The organism is Burkholderia sp. 9120 (assembly GCF_000745015.1).
Taxonomy (GTDB): domain Bacteria; phylum Pseudomonadota; class Gammaproteobacteria; order Burkholderiales; family Burkholderiaceae; genus Paraburkholderia.
In genome coordinates this window covers 1,630,154-1,654,319 of sequence record NZ_JQNA01000002.1, presented here as the reverse complement: position 1 = coordinate 1,654,319, position 24,166 = coordinate 1,630,154, and the positions used below count along the sequence as shown (strand labels likewise).

19 protein-coding genes are annotated in these 24,166 nt (G+C 62.9%); 7 read left to right on the top strand and 12 right to left on the bottom strand.

The window, feature by feature from the left end; all coding sequences use genetic code 11:
* Nucleotides 1-151: 151 nt before the first annotated feature.
* Nucleotides 152-1,675, top strand: coding sequence for an agmatine deiminase family protein (locus FA94_RS15635; RefSeq protein ID WP_035552744.1), 1,524 nt, complete (start codon nt 152-154; stop codon nt 1,673-1,675).
* Between the two features lie 48 nt (nt 1,676-1,723).
* Here FA94_RS15635 and FA94_RS15630 read toward each other — a convergent pair whose 3' ends face one another.
* Nucleotides 1,724-2,092, bottom strand: coding sequence for a gamma-glutamylcyclotransferase family protein (locus FA94_RS15630; RefSeq protein WP_035552742.1), 369 nt, complete (start codon nt 2,090-2,092; stop codon nt 1,724-1,726).
* A gap of 125 nt (nt 2,093-2,217) precedes the next feature.
* Between FA94_RS15630 and FA94_RS15625 the strand changes: the two genes are divergently transcribed.
* Nucleotides 2,218-2,877, top strand: a complete 660-nt coding sequence (locus tag FA94_RS15625; RefSeq protein ID WP_035552740.1) for a M24 family metallopeptidase — start codon at nt 2,218-2,220, stop codon at nt 2,875-2,877.
* 41 nt (nt 2,878-2,918) lie between these two features.
* On the opposite strand, the gene FA94_RS15620 is transcribed toward FA94_RS15625, so the two are convergent.
* Nucleotides 2,919-4,409 (bottom strand): sensor histidine kinase, encoded by a 1,491-nt coding sequence (locus FA94_RS15620; RefSeq protein ID WP_035552738.1) that lies wholly within the window; start codon nt 4,407-4,409, stop codon nt 2,919-2,921.
* A complete protein-coding gene (locus FA94_RS15615; protein ID WP_035552735.1) occupies nt 4,406-5,152 on the bottom strand; it encodes a response regulator transcription factor in 747 nt (248 codons plus the stop codon). The genes FA94_RS15620 and FA94_RS15615 overlap by 4 nt, the downstream gene beginning before the upstream one ends.
* A 250-nt stretch (nt 5,153-5,402) precedes the next feature.
* Between FA94_RS15615 and FA94_RS15610 the strand changes: the two genes are divergently transcribed.
* Nucleotides 5,403-7,289: a cytochrome c biogenesis protein DipZ gene (locus FA94_RS15610; RefSeq protein WP_035552732.1), complete on the top strand. Its 1,887-nt coding sequence runs from the start codon at nt 5,403-5,405 to the stop codon at nt 7,287-7,289.
* A gap of 50 nt (nt 7,290-7,339) precedes the next feature.
* Nucleotides 7,340-8,101, top strand: coding sequence for a peptide-methionine (S)-S-oxide reductase MsrA (gene msrA / locus FA94_RS15605; protein WP_051980590.1), 762 nt, complete (start codon nt 7,340-7,342; stop codon nt 8,099-8,101).
* 98 nt (nt 8,102-8,199) lie between these two features.
* Here the strand turns inward: msrA and metE are convergent, their stop codons facing one another.
* On the bottom strand, nt 8,200-10,491 hold the full coding sequence (metE, locus tag FA94_RS15600; RefSeq protein WP_035552731.1) for a 5-methyltetrahydropteroyltriglutamate--homocysteine S-methyltransferase: 2,292 nt from the start codon (nt 10,489-10,491) through the stop codon (nt 8,200-8,202).
* Nucleotides 10,492-10,612: 121 nt separating this feature from the next.
* Here metE and FA94_RS15595 point away from each other — a divergent pair, with 121 nt between their 5' ends.
* Both FA94_RS15595 and FA94_RS15590 read left to right on the top strand, forming a co-directional pair.
* Complete coding sequence (locus tag FA94_RS15595) at nt 10,613-11,527, top strand: LysR family transcriptional regulator (RefSeq protein WP_035552729.1); 915 nt, start codon at nt 10,613-10,615, stop codon at nt 11,525-11,527.
* Nucleotides 11,528-11,695: 168 nt separating this feature from the next.
* On the top strand, nt 11,696-12,964 hold the full coding sequence (locus FA94_RS15590) for an HD domain-containing protein (RefSeq protein WP_035552726.1): 1,269 nt from the start codon (nt 11,696-11,698) through the stop codon (nt 12,962-12,964).
* A gap of 149 nt (nt 12,965-13,113) precedes the next feature.
* On the opposite strand, the gene FA94_RS15585 is transcribed toward FA94_RS15590, so the two are convergent.
* Genes FA94_RS15585 through FA94_RS38630 form a run of 3 tightly spaced genes read right to left on the bottom strand, consistent with a single transcriptional unit; the run spans nt 13,114 to nt 17,454 of the window.
* The gene (locus FA94_RS15585) at nt 13,114-14,670 is read right to left on the bottom strand and encodes an efflux transporter outer membrane subunit (RefSeq protein ID WP_051980589.1); all 1,557 of its coding nucleotides are present in this window, start codon (nt 14,668-14,670) and stop codon (nt 13,114-13,116) included.
* Entirely contained in the window at nt 14,660-16,189 is a 1,530-nt protein-coding gene (locus tag FA94_RS15580; RefSeq protein ID WP_197070210.1) for a DHA2 family efflux MFS transporter permease subunit, read from the bottom strand. The genes FA94_RS15585 and FA94_RS15580 overlap by 11 nt, the downstream gene beginning before the upstream one ends.
* Nucleotides 16,190-16,191: 2 nt before the next feature.
* Nucleotides 16,192-17,454, bottom strand: a complete 1,263-nt coding sequence (locus FA94_RS38630) for an HlyD family secretion protein (protein WP_197070209.1) — start codon at nt 17,452-17,454, stop codon at nt 16,192-16,194.
* 44 nt (nt 17,455-17,498) lie between these two features.
* On the opposite strand from FA94_RS38630, the gene FA94_RS15570 reads away from it, so the two are divergent.
* Nucleotides 17,499-18,119 carry a TetR/AcrR family transcriptional regulator gene (locus FA94_RS15570; RefSeq protein WP_051980587.1) on the top strand — a complete coding sequence of 207 codons (621 nt, stop codon included), beginning with the start codon at nt 17,499-17,501 and terminating at the stop codon, nt 18,117-18,119.
* A 114-nt stretch (nt 18,120-18,233) separates the two neighbouring features.
* Here the strand turns inward: FA94_RS15570 and FA94_RS15565 are convergent, their stop codons facing one another.
* The 5 genes from FA94_RS15565 to FA94_RS15545 form a co-directional block, all read right to left on the bottom strand.
* Entirely contained in the window at nt 18,234-19,382 is a 1,149-nt protein-coding gene (locus tag FA94_RS15565; RefSeq protein WP_063771824.1) for a mannitol dehydrogenase family protein, read from the bottom strand.
* 44 nt (nt 19,383-19,426) lie between these two features.
* Entirely contained in the window at nt 19,427-20,437 is a 1,011-nt protein-coding gene (locus FA94_RS15560) for a zinc-binding alcohol dehydrogenase family protein (RefSeq protein ID WP_035552719.1), read from the bottom strand.
* A gap of 29 nt (nt 20,438-20,466) precedes the next feature.
* Nucleotides 20,467-21,411, bottom strand: a complete 945-nt coding sequence (locus tag FA94_RS15555; protein WP_035552716.1) for an ABC transporter substrate-binding protein — start codon at nt 21,409-21,411, stop codon at nt 20,467-20,469.
* 81 nt (nt 21,412-21,492) lie between these two features.
* Nucleotides 21,493-22,509, bottom strand: coding sequence for an ABC transporter permease (locus tag FA94_RS15550; protein WP_035552714.1), 1,017 nt, complete (start codon nt 22,507-22,509; stop codon nt 21,493-21,495).
* Nucleotides 22,506-24,065 carry a sugar ABC transporter ATP-binding protein gene (locus FA94_RS15545; RefSeq protein WP_051981244.1) on the bottom strand — a complete coding sequence of 520 codons (1,560 nt, stop codon included), beginning with the start codon at nt 24,063-24,065 and terminating at the stop codon, nt 22,506-22,508. Before FA94_RS15545 ends, FA94_RS15550 begins: the two co-directional genes overlap by 4 nt.
* Nucleotides 24,066-24,166 lie beyond the last annotated feature (101 nt).

Below are 24,166 nucleotides of genomic sequence, written 5' to 3'. Positions count from 1 at the left end.
TTCGGCCGTTCATTGATCTGGCTTTCCTCGCGATTGACCGTATGCCGCAGACTCACGTCGTGGCAGGGCGGACTGTTGGCGGTCGTTTCGCGTGAGCGGAACAGCGCCGCGTCGTTGATGGAAAGCCGCGAGTAGTAACAGGTAAAGAGTCATGGCAAAAAGCAAACGCAATCAGGCGTTGAACGCAACGGTTCAGCGGACGCCGTTGACGCGTCGCCGTTTTATTCAAGGTTCCGCGTCGTTGTTGGGCTTCTCGCTGGTGGGTACGCTGGCGGCTTGCGGTGGCGGCAGTGGCAGTGGCGGCGATGCATCGGCTCCGTCTTCGTCGACCTCTTCGCGGAACCCGCCGACAGCCAGTCAAATACCGTATCTGATGCCGGGCGAGGACTCACCCCATACCGCGACGTATATGGCGTTCGCCTCGGGTGCCGACGGCATCTGGGCGCCGCTCACGGCGCAGAGCACGGATGCGGGCATCGACCGGGTTCGCGCCGATCTGATGGACGTGGCGAAAGCCATCGGCACGTATGAAGCGGTCAACCTGCTGGTGCTGCCGGTCGACCTGAGCGTCGCGCAGACCTTGCTGGCGACGCCGAGCGGCGCGAATCCGACGCTCCACGCGCACTACGTGGCGCGCGGCGCAGGCGTGGGCGGCGTCAATCTGGTCGTGCTCGCCAATGGCTTCAACGATCTCTGGACGCGCGACACCGGCTGCGTTTTCGTCAAGGACACGACCAACGCCAATGCCTTGTGCGCGGTGAGCTTCAACTTCAACGGCTGGGGCAACGCGAATACCGACGGCGTGAATCTCAATCCAGGAATGACGGTGCCGCCCTCGGTCGCGGCAAGCAGCAACAAGTCGAAGGCGGGAAAATTCTTCCAGCCGTTCGCGAACGATCACACACTAGCCGCGTGGATGGCGCAGACGAACAACGCCAAATTGCTTCAAAGCACGTTGACACTCGAAGGCGGCGCGATCGAATTCGACGGCGAGGCCACGGCGATTCTCACGGAATCCGCGGTGCTGCACGTCAATCGCAACCCGCAGCTCTTCGCGATTCCGAATGGCGTGATTGCCAGCGCGACCCTGTTGCCGACCGCGAAAGCCACCGTGCTGGCCGAATTGCAACGCACGCTCGGCGTGCAGAAGATCATCTGGATTCCGGGCACGGCGACCTATCCGCGCGGCGCGGGCGTGGGCGCGCAAGGCGGCGCCGCAACGCCGGCGAATGAAACCGACATCACGAACGGCCACGTCGATTTCTACGCGAAATTTCTCGCGCCGGGCGTGGTCGCATACGCGGCCGATCCCGCCAATGCAACGGCTGAGCAGGCGCTGATGGCCGCCAACTACCGGAACCTGGCGGGCCAAACGGACGCGAAAGGGCGGCCGCTCACGTTGATCCCGCTGAATGCGCCGACCAACTACGGCACGTCGAACGGCGTGACGCTGAGCGACAAACAGATGACCAACTTCGCCGCCGGCTATATCAACTTCTACCAATGCAACGGCGCGATCATCGTGCCGAAATTCAACGACGTCGCGGCGGATGCGGCCGCGGTCGCGACTATCCGTCCGTACGCCGGTTCGCGCGCCATCGTGCAGGTGGATATTCTCGGCATTGCATCGGGCGGCGGTGGCGTGCATTGCTCGACGCGAGAACTGCCCGCGTAAAAGTGGACGCCTGCAGGCAGCGGCGGAGCGCGCTGCCCGAATGCGCGCTCACTTCACCGCAGGCGGTACGGGTGAATGGTTCGCGACATAAACCCACGCCGACACACCCGACGCCAGCGTCACCTGGTCGCGGCGATAGTCCGAAACTTCGTAGGCATCCGCGTGCGCGAGTTCTTCGGGCGTGATCGAAAAGACGGTGCCGCTCACCTTGTCCGCGGGATTGCCGCTGTAGCTCACCACGGGGTGATGCGTTTTGCCGCTGGTCGCGACCACACTCGCGTCTTCGATCTTCAGTAGCGTCATCGAGAAGCCGGGCATGTCGTCTGCCTGTCCGTCGAGCTTGCGGCCGAAGGTGGCTAACTGCACCGCTTCGAGTTGCAGCGTGCCGTAGGAAAAGAGCTTTTCGGAAAAGGTCATGGCGGGCGTGGGCGTCGTGCGACGTCGGTCATTGAGCGGGACAGCAATCTTACCGTGACGAAGACGAACGTGGACATCGCGCGGGCCTCTCGCTATATTCGTAAGGATATAACCGGAGAGCGCGGATGGACACAGCAGCAAAGCAGGCCGTCGGCAGCAAGTACGTACTCGAGTCGATGAAATACGCGCAGCGTAAAACGTGGGAGGTCGTGGATCGGTTCGCGCAGCGGGTGCGGCCGGGCATGCTCGAATCGGAAGCGACGGCCGAATGCAAGACCGTGTTGAGTGAACTGGGCATGGACCGGATCTGGCATCCCGTGCTGGTGCGTTTCGGCGAAAACACGTTGAAGATGTTCAAGGAACGCTCGGACGGCGACCCGCGCCTCGCCGAAGACGATATTTTCTTCGTCGATCTGGGTGTGGTGTGGGACGGCCATGAAGGCGACGCGGGCGCGACCTTCGTGGTCGGCAACGATTCGGAAATGAAAGCGTGCGCCGACGCCGCGAAAACGCTGTTCGACGAAGTCGAGCATCACTGGCGTTCGACTCGCGCGAGTGGCGCGGCACTGTACGACTTCGCGGCGCGGCGCGCCGAAGCGCTCGGCTGGCGGCTGAATCTGGATATCAAAGGGCACCGCGTCTGCGACTTTCCGCACGCGATTTACAAGGCCGGTAACCTCGGCGACTTCGCGGAGTGTCCGGACGCCGGGCTATGGATACTCGAAATTCAACTGGCTCATCCGACACGTCCGTTCGGCGCGTTCTATGAGGATTTGCTGGTCTGAGGCGTGTATAGCCCGCACGGAGCTTCGTGCTGAACGTCTTGTCAGACTGCGAGCGTCGTCGGTACGCTGGCCGCCGTGGGCAGTTCGAAATAGAACGTCGTGCCCGTTGTCGGCTGATCGAGCAAGCGGATGCGGCTGTGATGCAACTCCAGCATGCGCCTCACGATCAACAAACCGAGTCCACCGCCTTGATGTGCGCCACCGGCATTGAAGGGCCGTTCGAACAGCGCGTCGCGCTGTTCGACGGGAATGCCGGGGCCGGTATCGCTAAGCGTGACCGCTACCTTGTCGTCCTTATGCGCGAGCACGATATCGACGCTACCGTGCGCCGGCGTGTGGCGAATCGCGTTGTCGAGCAGGTTCGTCAACACCCGCTCGATCATCCCCAGATCGGCGCAGATTGCCGGCAGGCGCGCGGGAATGTCCGCGCGCAACTGGATCTGACGCGCTTCGGCCGACAACTCGAATTTCTGGAACACGTCCTGCACCAGATCGACCAGCGAGAACTGTTCGAGCGTGAGTTGCACGTTGCCGTGTTCGAGCCGCGCCAGTTCGAATAACGATTGCGCGAGCCGCCCGACCTTCACGCTTTGCGCGAGCGCGATCGCCAGGTAGCGTTTGCGTTCCGTTTCGCCGAGCGTGTCGGCCTTCAGCGACAGCGTCTCCAGATAGCCGTGCAGCGAGGTCAATGGCGTGCGCAGGTCGTGCGAAATATTCGCGATCAACTCGCGCCGCTGCTGATCCTGACGTGTCAGCGCGCGCCACTGTTCGCCGATGCGGTCGGCCATCTGCGCGAAAGTCGCTTCGAGCACGGCGATTTCGTCGCGCCGTCCCGCCGGTGACGAACGCGGCACGTGCGGCTGCGTATCCGGCTCGCCGTCCGCGTCGAAGCGGCGCATCGCTTCAGTGAGGCGGCGCAGCGGCCGCGTGATCAGACCGAACGCCGTCAGACCCGCCAGCAGACCCAGCAGCGCGACCAGCGCCATCGACCACAGCGTATTGCGCAACACGGAGCTGGCGGCCACGCGCGCGGCCAGCGCGTCGTGTTCTTCGCCGAGCAGCACCACGTAGATATAGCCGGACGGTTGCTGCCCGCTCAATTGCAGCGGCGCGGCGCTGAACACCTTTCTACCATCGACGCTGCGCGGATCGTCGCCGAGAATCGGCAGCGCCTCGCCCGCGATGAATTGCCGGATCGGCGTGAGATCCACCCGTTCACGCTTGACGTGGCCCACGGGCGCATCGTCGCCTTTGATGTTGCCGGCGTTGTCGAGCAGATACACCTCGACGCTCGGGTTCACCGCCATCAACTGACCGAACAATTGCCGCACGGCGTCGGGCCGCAAACCGTTTGCGTCCATCAGCGTGGCGCGGTGCGCGATATGGTCGGCAAGACTCTTCGACAGGCTCTGCACGACCTCCTTTTCATGCAGATCGCTCGAGCGGATCTGCAGCCACGCCGACGCCCCGCAGCACGCGAGCAGCAGCGCGGAGAAGACGATGGCGAGCCGTTGGGTAAGCGTCAGATTCACGGCGTGTCCGTTCGTGAAGGTGCGGGCGCGGGCGATTCGCCCGGCGCCGCGAGTTTGTAGCCGCGGCCCCACACCGTCATGATGCGTTCGGGCTGCGCCGGATCGGCCTCGATCTTTGCGCGCAGCCGGTTGATGTGGGTATTCACGGTGTGTTCGTAACCCTCGTGCTGATAGCCCCAGACGGCATTGAGCAGGTCCATTCGCGAGAACACCTTGCCGGGATGCTGCGCGAAGTAATACAGCAGGTCGAACTCGCGCGGCGTCAATTCGATCGGCTTGCCGTCGACGCGGGCTTCGCGCGTCAGCGGATCGATCGTCAGGCCGGAAACCTGCAAGCTGCCGGCGTCGATGCGCGAATCTTTCGCCATTGCTTCAACACGCCGCAGCAAGGCCTTCACGCGCGCCACCAGTTCGAGCACCGAGAACGGTTTGGCGAGGTAGTCGTCGGCGCCCAGTTCCAGGCCGAGAATCCGGTGCACCTCGCTCGAACGGGCGCTGGTGATGATGATCGGCGTGTAACGCGTCATCGCGCGGGCGCGCCGGCAAATCTCCAGACCGTCGACGCCCGGCAGCATCAGATCGAGGATCAGCGCGTCCCAGCCGCCCTGTTCGAGCAGCCGTAGACCTTCGTTGCCGTCCGCGCTATGCACGACTTCGTAACGTTCGTCGCGCAGATGCAGGCTCAGCACGTTGGCGATGTCGACGTCGTCTTCGACGATCAGGATGCGTTTCGGATGGTCCATGGGCTCGTGGAGGCTTGTCAAACGCTGATGGGGTGTGGCTTGGCGGGTCGGACGGCAAGGGCTGCCGCAAAGCGGGCCGGTTGCGCCATTGTGCAAAATTTCCGGGCAGCGAGTTATCACATTTAATTTAACTTTCTGTGAGGACTTCGACACCGGTCGCGCACTACGATGCCGTCATATTCCTCCAATCCGGATCGCTTCAGCCTGAGCGCCCGACCTGAACGATCCACGAACCACGCCCGGAACCGACATGTTACTCATCGTTCTCGCTTATCTCGGCGGCGCCCTGACGATCCTCAGCCCGTGCATTCTGCCGGTGCTGCCGTTCGTGTTCGCGCGCGCCGATCAGCCGTTCGTGCGCAGCGGCCTGCCTTTGCTCGCCGGCATGGCGCTGACTTTCGCGCTGGTCGCGACGCTCGCCGCGGTGGGCGGCGGCTGGGTCACGCAGGCCAACCAGTATGGCCGCTGGGTCGCGATCGTGCTGCTCGGCGTGTTCGGCCTGACGCTGCTGTTTCCGCGCTTCGCCGATCATCTGATGCGCCCGCTGGTCAGCGCGGGCAATCGCCTGTCGAACTTCGCGCAGGCCGACGGCCAGCAGGTGCGGGCGGGTTCGTCGTTCCTGCTGGGCATTGCGACCGGCTTGCTGTGGGCGCCGTGCGCGGGTCCGATTCTCGGTCTGGTGCTGACCGGCGCGGCCTTGCGCGGCGCGAGCGTCGGCACCACGCTGCTGCTGGTGGCGTATGCGGCCGGCGCGGCGACGTCGCTGGCGGTGGCGTTGCTGATCGGCGGCCGGGTGTTCACGGCGATGAAGCGCTCGCTGGGCGCGGGTGAATGGATTCGCCGCGGAATCGGCGTGGCGATGCTGGGTGGTGTGGTGGCGATTGCGTTCGGCCTCGATACCGGGGTGCTGGCGCGTGTGTCGACGGTGGCGACCAGCGGGCTTGAACAGAAGCTGGTGGACAAGTTCTCGCCGGGCGCGAAGCCGGGTCAGCCGGTAGCGGCCGACAACGCGAGCAATGCAGCCGACGCCACCAACGCCGCCAACGCCGCCAACGCCAACACCGACGCGCAAGGCAACGCGCCCACGACGACGGCAAACGCAGCCGACGCCAACGGCGGCATGATGCGCGCCGTGGTCACGCCGTCCGTCGCGACCGCGTTGCCCGTGGAAGGCGTGCTGCCGCCGCTGAACGGCGCGGTCCAATGGCTGAACTCGCCGCCGCTGACGGCGCAGGATCTGCGCGGCAAGGTCGTGCTGATCGACTTCTGGACTTACTCGTGCATCAACTGCCTGCGTTCGCTGCCGTACGTCAAAGCGTGGGCGCAGAAATACAAGGATCAGGGGCTCGTCGTGATCGGCGTGCATGCGCCGGAGTTCGCGTTCGAACGCAATGTCGACAACGTGAAGAAAGCGGTGCATGACCTCGGCGTCGACTATCCGGTCGCGATCGACAACAACTACGCGATCTGGCGTTCGCTGAACAACCAGTACTGGCCGGCGCACTATTTCGTCGATGCGAAAGGGCAGATCCGCTATCACCACTTCGGCGAAGGCGACTATGCGGAGTCGGAAAAGGTGATCCAGCAACTGCTGACCGAGGCGGGTCACGTGAGCGTATCGAAGGTCGCGCTCGGTATTCCGGGCAACAGCGCGCAAGGCGTGCAGGCCGCGGCGGACAACGCCGACATGCAGTCGCCGGAGACGTACATCGGCTATGAGCGCGCGGAGAATTTCGCATCGCCGGGCGGGGCTGCTGAAGACAAGGTGCATACGTACGCCGCGCCGTCGTCGCCGGATGTCAACGAATGGGGGCTGGCCGGCTCGTGGAAGGTCGGCGCGGAACACGCAACGCTCGCGGCACCGTCGGGACGGATCGTCTATCGCTTCCATGCACGCGATCTGCACCTCGTGCTCGGCCCCGATGCGGACGGCAAGCCGGTGCGCTTTCGCGTGAGCGTGGATGGCGCGGCGCCGGGCGCGGCGCACGGCAGCGATGTTGCCGCCGACGGCAGCGGCACCGTGACCGAACAGCGTCTTTATCAACTCGTGCGACAGAGCGGCGATGTCGCGGATCACACGTTCACGATCGAGTTTCTGGATCCGGGCGTGCAGGCGTTTGCATTCACGTTCGGCTAAACGGGCCGCACGGCGTTAATCGATCATTCATTCTTTGAAGGCTGGACATCATGCATACGAAATTGAGCAGTCAGTTGCGGTCGTCGTCCTCATCCTCATCCTCGTTGCGTAAGCGCTCGCCTTTCGGCGGACTGGCGATCTGCGCCGCGCTGGTGGCGAGCGTGTTCGCCGTGCAGCACGTCGCGCATTCCGCCGAACCGGTGACCAAAATTCCGGCGCCCGTACAGGACGAAAAAGCCGGCGCCGCGCATAGCGAAACCGCGGTGTTCGCGGGCGGTTGCTTCTGGGGCGTGCAGGGCGTGTTCGAACACGTTCGCGGCGTGAAGCAGGTGGCCTCGGGTTATACCGGCGGCGCGGCCGGCACGGCGCAATACGAAACCGTCAGCGAGGGCGACACCGGGCACGCGGAGTCCGTGCAGATCACCTACGACCCGACGCAGATCAGCTACGGCCGTCTGCTGCAGATTTTCTTTTCGGTCGCGCACAATCCGACCGAGCTGAATTACCAGGGCCCTGATCACGGCACGCAATATCGCTCGGCGATTTTCCCCGCCGATGCGCAGCAACGCAGTGTCGCGCAGGCTTATATCGCGCAGCTCGATAGAGCGCATGTGTTTTCAGGCCCGGTCGTGACGCGGGTGGAGGACTTCAAGGGTTTCTATCCGGCGGAGAACTATCACCAGAATTTCCTCGCACTGCATCCGGATTACCCGTATATCGCGATCAACGATATGCCGAAAGTGACGGCGTTGAAGACGATGTTTCCGGATCTGTACCGCAACGATGCGGTGTTGTTGAAGGTGGGCGCGTAAGGTGGGTGCGTGAGGCGGGCAGTACGAGCGATGCACGGCGTTGCGCGCCGGCTGGATAGAGCCGGCGCGCAACCTGGGGAGCAGAAAGATTGTGTGGCTTACGAAGCGGCGCGCAGCGTTTTCGCAGCCGCGACCATGTTGGTCAGCGCGGGAAGCACCTCTTCCCACTGACGCGTCTTCAGACCGCAGTCCGGATTCACCCACAGGCGCTGCGCCGGAATGCGCTCAGCGGCCTTCTTCATCAGTTGCACGATGTGCTCCTGAGTCGGAATGTTCGGCGAGTGAATGTCGTACACGCCCGGGCCGATTTCGTTCGGATAGTTGAAGTGGTCGAATGCGTCGAGCAACTCCATGTCCGAGCGCGAGGTCTCGATCGTGATCACGTCGGCGTCCATGTCGGCGATCGACGCGATGATGTCGTTGAATTCCGAATAGCACATATGGGTGTGGATTTGCGTTTCGTCGTCCACGCCGTTCGCCGTGATGCGGAACGATTCCACCGCCCAATCCAGGTATTCCTGCCATTGCGCCTGACGCAGCGGCAGGCCTTCGCGCAAAGCGGCCTCGTCGATCTGGATCACGCGCACGCCGGCCTTTTCGAGGTCGATCACTTCTTCGCGGATCGCCAGCGCCAACTGGTAGCACGACACCGAACGCGGCTGATCGTCACGCACGAACGACCAGTTCAGGATCGTGACCGGGCCGGTCAGCATGCCCTTCATCGGCTTGCTGGTGAGCGATTGCGCGTACTTGATCCATTCGACCGTCATCGCCTTCGGACGGCTGATGTCGCCGAACAGGATAGGCGGCTTCACGCAACGCGAGCCGTAAGACTGCACCCAGCCGAATTGGCTGAACGCGTAGCCGTCGAGCTGTTCGCCGAAGTATTCGACCATGTCGTTGCGCTCGGCTTCGCCGTGCACCAGCACGTCGAGGCCCAACGCTTCCTGCTCGCGCACGCTGCGTTCGATCTCGGCGCGCATCGCGGTCTTGTAGCCGGCTTCGTCGAGTGCGCCGCTCTTGAACTGGCTGCGCGCCTGGCGGATTTCGCCGGTCTGCGGGAACGAGCCGATCGTCGTGGTCGGATACGCCGGCAGCTTCAGTAGCGCAGCCTGCTTGTCGGCACGCGCCGGGTACGCGTTCTTGCGTTGGCCGAGCGCCGGGTTGATTTTCGCGAGCGCTGCCTTGACCGCCGGGTTGTTGACGCGCGGCGAAGCACGGCGTGCGGCAATGGCGGCGCGATTGGCGGCCAGTTCGGTCTTGACCGCGTCGCGGCCTTGATTCAGCGCGATGGCCAGCACCTTCAGTTCATCCAGTTTCTGCAGCGCGAAGGCGAGCCACGAGCGGACTTCGGCATCCAGCTTCTGTTCGCTTTCCAGATCCACCGGCACATGCAGCAGCGAGCACGACGGTGCGATCCACAGTCGTTCGCCCAGTTGCTTCGCGACCGGTTCGAGCCAGTCGAGCACGCTCGAAAGATCGGTCTTCCAGATGTTGCGGCCGTTGATCACGCCCAGCGACAGCACGCGGTCTTGCGGCAATTGAGCGATCACGGCGTCGACTTCGGCGCGCGCATTGATCGCATCCAGATGCAGACCTTGCACCGGCAGCTTGCAGACGAGCGGCAGGTTGCCGAGCAACTGGCCGAAGTAGGTGGCGAGCAACAGCTTGACCTTGCTGTTGGCGAGCGCCTGGTAGGCGGTGTCGACGGCCTGTTGCCATTCGGCGGACAGTTCGGTGACCAGGATCGGTTCGTCGATCTGCACCCATTCGACGCCTTGCGCAGCTAGCGTGGCCAGCAGTTCGGCGTAGACCGGCAGCAGGCGCGGCAACAGCGCCAGCTTGTCGGAATCGTCCTTGGCCTTGCCGAGCGCCAGATACGTCACCGGGCCGACGATCACCGGCTTGACCTGGACGCCTTGCGCGCGAGCTTCGGCGAGTTGGTCCAGCAGACGCGACGGATCGAGCTTGAATGCCGTGCTTGCGCTGAATTCGGGGACGATGAAGTGGTAGTTGGTGTCGAACCACTTGGTCATCTCGCCGGCCGCGACGCCGCCGCAGCACGCGCTGTGGTCTTCGGCGCCTTTGGCCGAACGGCCGCGGGCGACGCGGAAAGCGTTGTCGAGCGTATCGCCTTGGAAACCTTGCACGCGCTCCGGCAGATTGCCCAGCGTGAAGCTCATGTCCAGCACCTGATCGTAGAACGCGAAATCACCGGCAGCGGCAAGGCCGAGGTCGGCCTGGTGCGCCCAGTGACGCTGACGCAATTGCGCGCCCAGCGACTTCAGATCGTCGAGCGAGGACTCGCCTTTCCAGTAGGATTCCAGCGCGAATTTCAGTTCGCGCTTCGCGCCGATGCGGGGAAAGCCCAGGTTGTGTGTGGTTGCCATCGTGTCGCCTTGATTCGGTCAGTTGCGGATGTGATTCGGGATGCGTGAATGCTATAGAGCGCTTTCCATGAAGTAAAATGGTGATAATTCAACGAACCATTAGTTTTGTTCATGGATAATCATGCTTGAGAGAATTCATCTGACGATCGTCCAGGCGGTGGACAAGCACGGCTCGCTGACCGCCGCGGCGGACATCCTGTGCGTGACGCAATCCGCGCTCAGCCACTCCATGAAAAAGCTGGAGCAGCAGTTGGGCACTGATATCTGGTTGCGCGAGGGGCGCAGCTTGCGGTTGACGCAGGCCGGCGAATATCTGCTAGCGGTGGCGAACCGTTTGCTGCCGCAACTGGATCTCGCCGAAGAACGCCTGCGCCAATACGCGCAGGGCGAGCGCGGGGCGCTGCGCATCGGCATGGAATGTCATCCGTGCTATCAGTGGCTGCTCAAGGTCGTATCGCCGTATCTGGCGCGCTGGCCCGACGTCGATGTCGACGTCAAACAGAAATTTCAGTTCGGCGGGATCGGTGCGTTGTTCGGCTATGAGATCGATCTGCTGGTCACGCCCGACCCGCTTTACAAGCCGGGCTTGCGCTTCGAACCGGTGTTCGATTACGAGCAGGTGCTGGTGGTGAATCGCGAACATCCGCTGGCCGCGGTTGAGTATGTGAAGCCGGAGCAGTTGACGCGGGAGGTGTTGATCACCTATCCGGTGGAGACCGACCGGCTGGATATCTACAATCAGTTTCTGATGCCGGCGGGCATCACGCCGCGTCGTCACAAGGCGATCGAAACCACCGATATCATGCTGCAGATGGTGGCGAGCGGCCGCGGCGTCGCGGCGCTGCCGCGCTGGCTGGTGGAAGAATATGCGGGCACGATGAACCTCGTGCCGGTGCGCTTGGGGCGCAAGGGTATCGCCAAGCAGATTTTTCTCGGCGCGCGGGAAACCGATATTGATGTCGACTATCTGAAGGCTTTTGTCGATCTGGCGCGCAAGCCGGAAACGGCCTTGAACGAACACGAGGAAACACGATGATGCAGGCTCTGGATCGCAAGCCGTTCGCCTTGCTGAAGCGACATGGCAAAGGCGTGCGCCATTCGTGCCACGCGCCTTGCGTTGGCGAATGCATGGTGTTGAGTTCGGCGTCGACTTCCGCTTTGCCGGATGTCGATTCGGCTTCGTCGTCTAGCTAACCGGATGCCTATGCTGCTGCGCGACCCTATCCATGGCGATATCGAACTGAGTAGCCTCGAGACCGCCGTCGTCGATCTGCCGGCGATGCAGCGACTGCGCGGAATCAAACAACTCGGTACCGCGCATCTCGTCTATCCTGGCGCGCTGCATACGCGCTTCGATCACTCGATCGGCGTTTGCGCGGTGGCGCATCAAATCGTCGCGAGCTTGCGCCGCTCGGGGCTGTCAATTTCCGTTGAACTGGAAGACGCGATCGGCGTGGCGGCCTTGCTTCACGACGTCACGCACGTGCCGTTCGGCCACACGCTGGAAGACGAGCGCCGCCTGTTCGCGCGGCACGACAAGGGGTCGCGTCTCGCGGATATGTTCGCCGGAGAGTTGGGCGCTGCATTAAGTCGTCTGGGTATTCGCGATGTGGTGGGCGGGCTGCTGGGTTTGTCGTCGCCGGAAAGCGTGCCGCGCTGGGCGCAGGACATCGTGTCGGGCAGCATCGACGCCGATCTGCTCGACTATCTGCGGCGCGACAGTTTCTTCGCCGGTCTTTCGCAGAATTACGACGACCGGATTTTCCGCTGCTTCGCCGAGCACGCCGACCGGTTGGTGATCCGGCTCGCCAGACATGGCATGGACCGGCCGGACGCGCGCTCCGAGATCATCGGCGTGCTGCGGTTGCGGTATTACCTGACCGAGCGCGTTTACTATCACCACACCAAGGTGGTTGCCGGCGCGATGATTTCGAAGTCGGTGGAGATCGCGCTCGATCACGGCGTGCTGGCCGAAAGCGATTTGCTCGAACTCAACGACTGGACGCTGCTGGATCGTCTCGCGCGTTGCGGTGTGGCGGATGCTGCGGCGCTCGCCCGTCGCACGCTGAATCGCGATCTGCTCAAACGCGGCTATGTGGTCTCCGGGCGCAGCGTGCCGCTGGAACTGCGCAAGGAGTGGGTGAGCCGTTACCATGTGTCGCGTGCTCAACGCGCGGCGGTAGAAAAGGAACTGGCGGAGAAGCTAGGCCTGCCGTTCGCGGATGTGGTCTTGTACTGCCCCGCGCTCTCCGCGATGAAGGAAGCGGCCGTGCCGGTGGAAACCAGCCGGGGGCTCGAGTTGTTGAACGACGCCGGCAGCGGCGCGTTCGCGGAGATCGGCGCGTTGCAGGATCGTTATGCGGATCTCTGGCGGTTTTATGTATTCGTACCGGCCGATGCGGTCGCACGGGCCGGGTCGATTGCCGGGGAGATGTTCCAGGTTCCTTGCGAGCTGGCGCTGAAGCGGGGCTAGTGGCCTTGTTGGTAGGCGATACTTTTCCGTATCGTCGGCGCTTTGCTGGCGTTCATTCCAGTGGCGGGGGCGGCGGAATGCAAGCCGACAACAGAAAAGTCACGCCCGGTAGAAGCAGCAGGTATCTCATCGGTTTTCCTTTAAATTTCTCATTGCCCTGCGTCACTCACTTTTGCTTCCGCGATATCCCAGCCGCCCCCCAGGGCTTTGTATAAAGCCACCAGATTGGTCGTCACCGTCGCCGTGCTGTCAGCCAGTTGTTCCTCGTTGGTGAGCAAGGTCTTTTGTGCTGTCAGTACGTCGAGGTAATTGGAGATCCCTCTGACATAGCGCTTATTGGCTAACTCAAGCGCTCGTCGTGACGCCTGCACGCTTTCATCAAGACGATCCCGACGCCGTTGCTCCGCGGCATAGCCGGTTAGCGCATCGTCCACGTCCTTGAAAGCCGACAAAACCGTCTTGCGATAATTGATGGCAGCCTCCTGCTGCTGCGCCTCTCTCAAGGCAAGCGTCGCCCGCAACTGGCCGCCTTCGAAGAGCGGTATCGACAGACTAGGTCCAGCGCTATAACTGCGCGCGCCCCAGCTTCCCAGGTTGGTGAACTGGGTCGCCTGAATCGCCACGCTGCCGGACAAGGTGATCTTCGGGAAAAAATCTGCCTTGGCGGCGCCAATGTTGGCTGTCGCTGCATGCAACGTGGCTTCCGCCTCGCGTATGTCCGGTCGACGGTGCGCCAGCTCGGACGGCAGTCCGACCGGCACGCGCGGCGGCACCACCGGTGCGGCCGACGGCGCGGTCAACCGTGCGGCGAGCGCCTGCGGATACTCGCCCAGCAGCAGCCCGATCGCATTGATGAGCTGGGCCTGCTGCTGCTCGTCCTGCGGGATATCTGCCGCTGTCGACGCCGCTTGACTCTGCGCATTGGCCACATCGAGATCGGTCGCCAAGCCGTGGTGCGCGCGATCGGCCGTCAACTGGACGGTACGCTGCGCGTAAGCCAGATTCTCTCTGGTGATACGGAGCTTCTCCTGGATGCCACGCAGGTCGAGATAGTCGCGCGCGACTTCCGCCGTGGTCGACACCACCGCGTCACGTCGCGCCTCCGCTTGCGCCTCGGCGGTGGCGCTCGCATTCTCGGCGGTGCGTCGCACGCGACCCCACAGATCGAGTTCCCAGGAGGCATCGAATCCATACTGATACAGATTGAATGGCGGCAGACCGCTCGATGTCGCGCCCTGCGTCGGTACGCCTCCTTGCCGGCCGCCGAGGCCATTCGTGCTGGTCCCCGGCGTCGAACTTCCCGTGCCGCCCAGCAGACCGATGACGCCATCCGGGCTCTGGAACTCACGGGTATAGGAGGCGTTCCCGTCGAGTGTCGGGAATTCGGCCGCCCTGGATTGGCCGAGTTGCGCCCGGGACTCGGCCAGCCGTGCAGCGGCGACCTTGATATCCAGATTATTCTGGATCGCCTGCGTGACCAACTCCGTGAGCAGCGGATCGCCAAAGCTATTCCACCACGCGGGGTCGATCGGTTCGGCAACGGCGACGGAAGCCGCCGGGTTCGCTGCGGCAGGCCCGGTCCACTGATCCGGTGCTGCGATAGTGGGGTGCCTGAAGTCCGGCCCCATCGTGCAGCCGGACATGACCAGTGACATGCCGGCGCCAACCAGGCAGGCGAGCGGCAGCCATCGATAATCAGTGCGCATTGATCTGAGCTCCCTTTGGCAGCTTGGGTAACAGAATACAAACCGGGGCGAGCACCAGCGCAAAGCAGCCCAGCATGATGAAGACGTCGAGGTAACTCATGACGGACGCTTGCTGCTCGACGGTCGAGGCAATCGAACTGAGCGACGTGGTAAAGCCGTTATAGGGCGTGATATGTTCGGCGAGCCGCGCATGGTGAAACTGTTCACGCCAGGCAAGCTGGGTGGTCACCAGTGAGACGCCGAAACTTCCGCCGAGATTGCGCATCATGTTGATCAACGCCGAAGCGTTATTGTTTTCTTTGGGCGGTATGCCGACGAATTGCACGGCGGACAGCGGGATGAACAGGAACGGCAGCCAGATGACCTGGTACAGCCGCGACAGTGAAACGTCCCAGAAGCTGATGTTCAGGTTCAGCCCCGCCGCATTGAAGAGCGCGACGCCGGTACCCACGAGCGACATCATGACAAGCCATTTCGGCTGAAACACGCGCCCCGTGACCACGCCGGCGATGGGCATGAAAAACAGCGTGACCAGACCGCCCAACCCGAGCGTCAACCCCGCGTTCGTTGCGTCATAGCCGAGCAGGGCCTGCGTGAACTGCGGCAGGAGCTGCGTCGTGCTGTTGATGATGAAACCAAACGCGAACATGACGCCGCAGCTAATCGCAAAGGCGCGCGATTTGAACAGCCGCAGATTCACAATCGGCTGGCTGACCTTGAACTCCCAGACAATCAGCGTGAGCAGCGACACGGCCGCGATGGCCGCGAACCAGCAGATAAACGGCGAAGAAAAGCCGTCCTCGCGCTCGAACTTGTCGAGCACGATCTGTAGACACCCGAAGCCCACGGCAACCAGCACGAAGCCAAAGTAGTCGATGCGTAGTCCCTTCGCGAGCAGTGCGCGTCGTTCCTCCTTCACCAGCTTGCTATCGCTGACAAACATGCCGGCGAGCACGAGGGATACGATGCCGACCGGAAAGTTGATCAGGAACACCCAGTGCCACGAATAGTTTTCGGTGATCCAGCCGCCGAGCATCGGGCCGATGGCCGGCGCGGTGACGACGGTGAGGCCGTATAGCGCGAAAGCCATTGGGCGTTTTTCTTCCGTGAACGTGTCGGCGAAAATACTCTGTTCAACTGGCGCCAGTCCGCCGCCGCCGAGCCCCTGAAAGACCCGGAAGGCGATCATCATGGGCAAGGAGGTCGCAAACCCGCACGCCACCGAGCTGACCGTGAAAATGAACACGCAGATCATGTAGAAGCGCTTGCGTCCCACCACATTCGCCAGCCATCCGCTGATCGGCAAAATAATCGCATTGCTCACCAGATAGCTCGTCGTGATGTAGGTGCTCTGGTCCTGGCTCGCGCCCAGGCCACCCGCGATGTGTCTGAGCGCGACGTTCGCAATGGTCGTGTCGAGCACTTCCATGAACGTGGCAATGGAGACGATCACGGCAATCAGCCACGGGTTGTAGGACCCGGCCGCCGACCTGGGAAGCGACGCGTGCGTGGCGGCCATGGTCATTGCACCGTGACGCGTGGGTCGACCGACAACCCCGGCGCTAGCGGTAGCTTGCGCCAGTCGTCGCCGTCGAAGACGATTTTCACGGGCAGGCGCTGAACGACTTTGACGTAATTGCCCGTGGCATTTTCAGCGGGCAGGCTGCTGAACACCGAGCCGGTGCCGCGCTGCAGGCTCTCGACGTGCGCGTGCAGCACCGTATCCGGGTAGGCGTCGACGGTGACGTCGACCGGCTGCCCAACCTTCATATGGATAAGTTGCGTTTCCTTGAAATTGGCTGTCACCCACATGTCGTTAGGGACCACCGCGACCAGCGCCTGGCCGGGCGTTACATAGTTGCCCAGATTCACGGTTCTTTTCGTGATCTTGCCCGCCTGTGGGGCAACCACGTCCGTATAGCTCAACTGCAATCTGGCGTTGTCGACATCGGCGTGGATCTGGCGCACGGACGCTTGTGCCGCATCGATTTTGGTCTGTTGCGAAACGATTTGCGCCTGAGCCGCAGTGACGGCCTGCCTGGCACTGTCGAGCTTGGCTTGCGAACTCTTGGCGCTCGCCTGGCTCTGGTCGAGTTGCTGGCGCGTGATGGCTGCGGGATCCGAGCCGAGGTAGCGCGCCAGGTCCTGCTTCGCCTGCACGAGGTCGGCCTCGGACACGCGCACCTGCGCTTCCTGCTGCGCGAGATTGGCGACCTGTACGGTGAGATCGGCGCGGGCCTGCGCGACCTGCGCAACGGCGTTCGCTTCCTGGGCTTCCGACTGTTCGAGTTTGACCTGATAGTCTCGCGGGTCGATTCGCAGGATGGGCTGACCCTTGTCGACGTGCTGGTTATCGGCGACCAGCAATTCGATTACGCGCCCGCTGATCTGGGACGCAATCTGGCTCTGGTTGCTGTCGATAAATGCGTCGTCCGTGCTTTCATAATGCCTGCTGTGCAGCCAGTACGACAGGCCTGCAACGACGACCACGGTCAGTACCGTTGCGCCGATCAGCAGGTTCAGGCGCTTGCGCCCTGGGCTGGCTGGCACCTCGTTAGCCTCCGCGCGTTCGGGATCTTGCACCCCGGACGGCGTTTCTTTGTCACTCTCACTGCCGGCCATCGGTTTCTCCAGAAATTGGGCGGATAAGCCGGATACTACAATAGAACGGTACCGTACCGTTCTATTTAAAATATTGTGATAATCTGAAAATAATTTTCCCCACAGGCAGCACGATGAAACGCAGTTCCAACGATAGCGATAGCGGCCAGGTAGCGTGCCCATCCAGCACGCGCCCATCTCTACGAAAAGGGCGCCCGTCCGCGTCGATGGCGGGCGAGGTCGAAGAGCGGATTCTCGATGCCGCGACGTCGATGTTTCTCGAGTATGGTTTTGCCGGGGCATCGTTGGAGCGGATTGCCGAGAAGGCGTCCGCCAGCAAGGCCACGGTTTATAGCCGCTACGCGGGGAAGGAAGCGCTTTTCGCCGACGTGGTGAGACGAAGCGTGGAACGCAGCATGCGGATCATCCAGGAGTCACCGCAATTCGATTCGTTGCTGGAACGGCTGACCTATGCCACCCGGGCGCTGGTGACGCGTCTGTTGAGTGACGAGGTGATCGGACTGATCAGAATGGTCGTGGCGGATGCGCCGAGATTCCCATTGCTCGCTCAGTTGGCGCACGAACGAGGCCGCTTGCGCTCGATCGAAGCGGTCACGGCGGTGATTACGGAGCATTCGGGGCAGCCCCGCGACGCGCGAACCCGGGCGGCGGTCAAGCGCAATGCGCGGATTCTGGCAACTCAGATGCTGGATGCCATCGTGGCGCCGCTCATGATGCGGGCCATGCTAGGACAGGATCTGGAAGCCTTGCGTGGAGAGATTCGCTCCCACATCAATCAGACGCTAGCCATCTTCGTGGCGGCGAACGCGCTCGAGCCGTTTCTTTGAGGCTTCAAGTCGACGGGGCTGCGTTGAAACCGATCGACGCAACGGTAGTGCCGCAGCAGGATCCGGACGTCATGTTCATGCTGCTCGTCAACGGCATCGGCAAAACCGTCTCGACTAGCCCTGTGCTGAGCCCGTTTTCGTCGCCAACCTTAACCGCGCCTGCGGAATCCAGGTCCCCCTGCCAGCCGCGAGCGATGTAGCCAGTTCCAGCAGGGGCACGATTCGCCGTTGTTTTTTCTGGACATGGTTCTGCGCGATATCGGCAATCCTGTGATGGAGAAACGGATTCATGAAGCGCTCGCGCACCTCGTCCAGATACGCAAGCGCATCCTCCCGCTTTCCCTGCGCCTCGAACACCGGTATCACCTCGTCCATCCAGACCGCCTCGAGTTGGTTGCGTAGCGCGGGATCCTGCATGGCGTGGTAGACCGTCTCGTCTTGCGGTCGGGCATCGAGCAGCCAGCGTTCGGCGAGGAACGTGTGTCCGAGGTTCAGCAAAAATAGTTTGAGCTGCTCGACATGCTTCAGGTCGTCGGTCAGCACGATCGACGCATGGGCGCAGGGCACCTGCAAGCGTGGTTGCCTCTCGATGGCCCACAGCGCGTAAGGCTCCGCAACGGCGCCCACGGGACTGATCGACTCGGACACGATCCGGTCGACTAGCGAATTGGCCCACACGCAATGCCCGGTCAGATAGCGAATGAATTCACGAGGCACGTGTCGTTGCGATGCAAGTCCTACCACGATCGCCCTCAGCATTTCGCCATTTTTTTCGAGCAGTTCGCAGGGAAAAAGCGAGAGCGGTGCGTTGGGCTGGCTTTGCCAACGCGCGTACAACAGGGCCGCCAGTTTGGCCGGAAAACTGTGCGGCACGTGCGTTGCGGCGGTTAGGTCGTAGGCATCGTCGCGCTTATCGAGTTGGTAGCCGCGGTCTCCCGTGTTCGACACGATGATCTGCACGGGACCGCGGACGGCCTCGCGGATTCGCGCCCAGTCTGTTCGCGCATGGACGGCCTGAAGGATCGCACGGCCGGCGAGCGTTTCGTCGACCACCTTGCCGCCAAGTAATCCGCGGATTCGGACGGGGTAAGGCCGCCCGCTTGCAAGCGCGGCGACCCGCGCTGTGCTCTCCGCGTTCTCGGTGGTTTGTACGACCACGATGCCGCCGAGCGCATCGCCCGACTCGAGCGCCTGCGAGATAAACAGGTCGACATGCGCCTGCAGGAATCGGCTCGTGCCGAATTGCAGGATCGGCTGGGTCAACGGCTCGGACAGCACGCCGGAGTCTGCATCGACATCACCCATGCCTAGCATTCCACGATGGCTTTCACGACGCCGCCCGCCGGGTCGAGCAGCGTAGCGAACCTGGCGGGCACATCGGCGAGCGCGAGCCGGTGGGTATTGAGCGCGCGGTCTGGAATCAAACCGGCTCGCATGGCCTTGACCACCGTGTCGAAATCCTCGGTGGTGGCGTTGCGGCTGCCGAGCAGGGTGGCCTCGCGTTTGTGAAACTCGGGATCGGAGAAGGTGATGGTGTCGGCTACGATCGACACCAGCACATATCGCCCCCCGTGCGCGATGAATTCGAAGCCGCGTTCCATCGCCTTGGGGTTGCCTGTTGCATCGAACACGACGTCGAAGAAATCACCGTCCGTGAGCGCGGAAAGTTGCGGCTTGTCGTCCTGCCCGATCTGCACCGCGGCGGCGGCGCCGAGTTGCTGCACGCAGAAGTCGAGGCGATCGGCGCGCGTGTCGAGTGCCGTCACCGTTGCGCCGCGAAGCGTCGAAAACGTGAGCACCGCCATGCCGATCGGGCCCGCCCCCACCACGAGCACGCGCTCGCCTTCTTTCACGTCGGCGCGCCGGACCGCGTGCGCGCCGATCGCGAGGAATTCGACCATGGCCGCCTGATCGAGCGTGATGCCTTCGGCCTTGTGAACGAACTGCGCGGGTACGCTCAGGTATTCGGTGAACGCGCCGTCGCGATGCACGCCGAGCACCTGAATGTTCATGCAGCAATTGGTTTTGCCGCGTCGGCATGCAATGCATTGCCCGCACGACAGGTAGGGCATCACGTAGACCGGATCGCCGGCCACCAGTCCGCTACCCACCGGCGCCTGTTCGACGAGACCGGACAACTCGTGGCCCATCACGCGCGGATAAGCCAGATACGGCTGATTGCCGGTAAAAATATGCAGGTCGGTTCCGCACACGCCGACGCGTTTTACGCGCACCAGCACCTCGTTGTCGAGCGGCTCGGGCTTCGTTCGTTGTTCGGCGCGTAGTGTGCCGGGCGTCTCGCATATCACCGTAAGCATAGCAATCCTTGTCTGGCCGTTCAGGCACGTCAATACAGCACGTTCTTTGCAACCGGCTGGTCGATGTTGTCTTTCGTCACGATCACGACGCCCGTGTCGCGGTCCTTCGGCACAGGCTTTTTCTCGATCAGGCTGATCACCGTTTTCACGCCGAGATCGCCCATCTGATACGAGCCCTGTACGGCGGTGGCGGCGAGCGTGCCGTCCTTGACGAAGCCTTGCAGGTCCTGATTGCCGTCGAAGCCGATCGCGATCACTTTGCCGGCCTTGCCCGACTGCTCGAGCGCGCGGCCCATGCCGACCGCAGTCGGTTCATTCGCGCCGAAAATGCCTTTGAGATCCGGATTGGCGGTGAGCGTGTCGGTGGTCTGGTTCAGCGCGGTCGCCATCTGCGAGTTCGAGTAGAACGGTCCAACCACCTGAAGTTGGGAATGCGCCTTCAGGTAGTCGCGGAAGCCGCCGACCCGGCCGATCTCCGAGCCCGCGCCCGCAACGTACGACATGATCGCAATCTTGCCGGTCTGGCCGATCCGGTCGATCAATGCCTTCGCGCATAGCTCGCCGGCTTTCTTGTTATCGGTCGACAGGAACGACTGGTAATACTGCTTGCCGGAGTCGGCCAATGCCGAGTCGATGATCACGACCGGTATGTGTGCCTCCCAGGCTTTCTTGACGGCAGGCACCAGGGCATCGGGATCGGACGGTGCCAGCACGATGCCGGCGACCTTGCGATTCACGGCGTTCTCGACCATGTTGACTTCGTCGGCAATCGCCGTCTCGGTCGCGGGACCCTGGAATGTCATCGTGTAGCCTTTTGCGTCGCCTATCGCCGCGGCGGCGCCTTTCTGGACGTTTTGCCAGTAGTTGGAACTCGAGGTCTTGACGATGACCGCGATTTCGCCGCCGGCGGCGTGGGCAAGTCCGGTTGCCAGCGCCAGCGTGGCGGCCAGCAGGCTCAGTTGAAATGTGCGCATGTCTCTACTCCTGGGGAGAGTTGTTGTCGTACATGGACGTCTCGGCGCGGCGGAACCTGTCGGCCGGCGCGCCGATGGAGGTCACCGGCGATTGCGAAGCTGGTCGATCCAGACAGTGCCCAGAATGACCAGGCCGATGATGATTTGCTGAATGAAGCTGGACACCCCATTCATGTTCAGACCGTTGCGCAGAATGCCGATCACGAAGGCGCCGATGGCCGTGCCGGAGATCGTGCCGACACCCCCCATCAGCGAGGTGCCGCCGATCACGGCGCTCGCGATTGCATCGAGCTCGTACATCACGCCTTCGTTCGGCTGCGCGGTCAGCAGACGCGACATCAGCACGCAGCCCGTGACACCCGCGAGCGCACCGGACAGCACATATGTGAACAGGGTCACGCGCGCGACGTTGACGCCGGACAGCCGCGCGGCCTCCGCGTTCGAACCGACGGCATAGATATGACGGCCGAGCGTCGTGCGGCTCAGCATGATCGACACCGCGACGGCGATCACGACCATCAGCAGAACCGGATAGGGGATGCCGGGAAACGTCACATCCGGGAACCCGTCCGCACCGATCGTTTCGATCCGGAAAAGTGAGCCGTTGCCGAGCACGCCGAATGCTTCACCGAGTCCCGACACGGGGCGCGCGCCCGTGATTTGCAGGGCGAGGCCGCGCGCCACCAGCATCATGCCGAGCGTGGCGATGAATGGCGGCAGGCGCATGCGCGTCACACACAAGCCGTTGACCACGCCGCACAGCGCACCGACAACGATGCCGACCAGCATGCTGAGCGTGACAGGCAGGCCCGCCTTGACCGCGAGGGCCGCGACCACGCCGGAAAGCGCGAGTACCGAGCCGACCGAAAGATCGATCCCGCCGGTGATGATCACGCAGGTCGCGGCAACGCCGAGATAGGCGATCGAGGTCACCTGCAGCGCGACGGTCATGGCGTTGTCGACCGTATGGAATGCTTCGCTGGTAGAGGAAAAGACCACGATCATGACGATCAGGCTGCCGAACGCGGCGAACTTCTGGATCAGATCTTTGCGCCGTTCATTGGCGAGGGACGGCGAGGGGCGCGTGACCGTGCTCATTGCGCGTCTCCCGATGAACCCGACGTGTGCGGGTCGACCATGCGACCCGAGGCGTAGTGCATGATTTCTTCCTGACTCGTCTGACGGGTGTTGAGAACGGTCACGAGTTCGCCCTCGTGGAAGACGGCGACCCGATCGGTCATGCCAAGTATTTCGGGTAATTCCGAGCTGATCATCACCACACCGATACCCTGTGCGGCGAGCCCGTCGAGTAATTCGTAGATCGCGTATTTGGCGCCGACGTCGATACCGCGCGTGGGTTCGTCGAAGAACAGCACGCGCGACTCGCGGAACAGCCACTTGCTGATGACGACCTTCTGCTGGTTGCCGCCTGAGAGGTTGCGGGCGATCTGTCTGACGCCCGGGGTGCGGATGCCCAGTTGGTCGATATAGCGCTGCGCCACCGCGGCTTCTTCCGCGAAGCGGATAAAGCCGAAGCGGTTCGATACCGCGTCCATGTGCGCGAGCGTGATGTTGCTGGAGACCGGCATATTGATCGACAGACCATTGGCCTTGCGGTCCTCGGACAGATACGCAATGCCGTGACGGATCGCGTCGATCGGCGAGCGGATCGCGAGGGTCTCGTCGCCGAGATGTACCGTGCCGCCATCGAGCGGATCGGCGCCGAAGATCGCGCGGGCGACTTCGGTTCGGCCGGCGCCCATCAAACCCGCGAAGCCAAGAATCTCGCCGCGCCGCAGAGCGAAACTGACGGGGCCGAACACGTTCGTGCGCGTCAGTCGGTCGACGCTGAGCAGTACGTTGTCGGCCGGCGTCGACGTGCGCGGCGGAAACTTGTCTTCGAGCGAACGGCCGACCATGCGCGCGACGATCTGATGGATCGTGGTGTCCTGAAACACGTCGGTCGAGACGTAGCGTCCGTCGCGCATCACGGTGACCCGATCCACGATGCCGGTCATTTCATCGAGCCGGTGCGAGATATAGATGATGCCCACGCCAACGCGCTTCAGTTCGTGAATGATTCGGAAGAGCTGGCTTGTTTCCGATTCCGTGAGCGACGAAGTCGGCTCGTCCATGATCAGCACTTCGGCGTCGAGCGAGAGCGCCTTGGCGATTTCCACCATCTGCCGTTGCGCGACGGATAGCGTGCGTACCAGCCTCCCCGGCGCGATATCGACGCCAAGCCGGTCGAGGCAACGTTGAGCGTCGGCGCGCAGACGCACGCGATCGACGAAGATCCCGCGGCGCGGCTCGCGTGCCAGAAAGATGTTCTCGGCCACCGAGAGGTGCGGCACCAGGTTCAGCTCCTGGTGAATGATGGCGATGCCTGCGGCCTGTGCCTCGAGCGACGACGTGAAGTGCCGCTCGCTGCCTTTGTAGAGGAGGATGCCCTCGTCGGGCGGGTACTGGCCGCTGATGATTTTCATCAGCGTCGACTTGCCCGCGCCGTTCTCGCCGCAGACCGCGTGGACCTCGCCACGCCGCAGATCGAAACTGACGGCGTCGAGCGCGAGCACGCCGGGGAACCGCTTGGTGACGTGAGTCAGCCGGAGCAATTCGGCCTTGTCGGGAGCGTTCGCGGCGCCGGGTGTCAGGTTCGCGAGCGATTCACTCGCTGGGGTGGACGGTGTCGCGGCGGCGGACGCGCGGTGCTCGCCCGGTCCGGGCTCGAAACGAGTGGCATGACCCGAGTCCG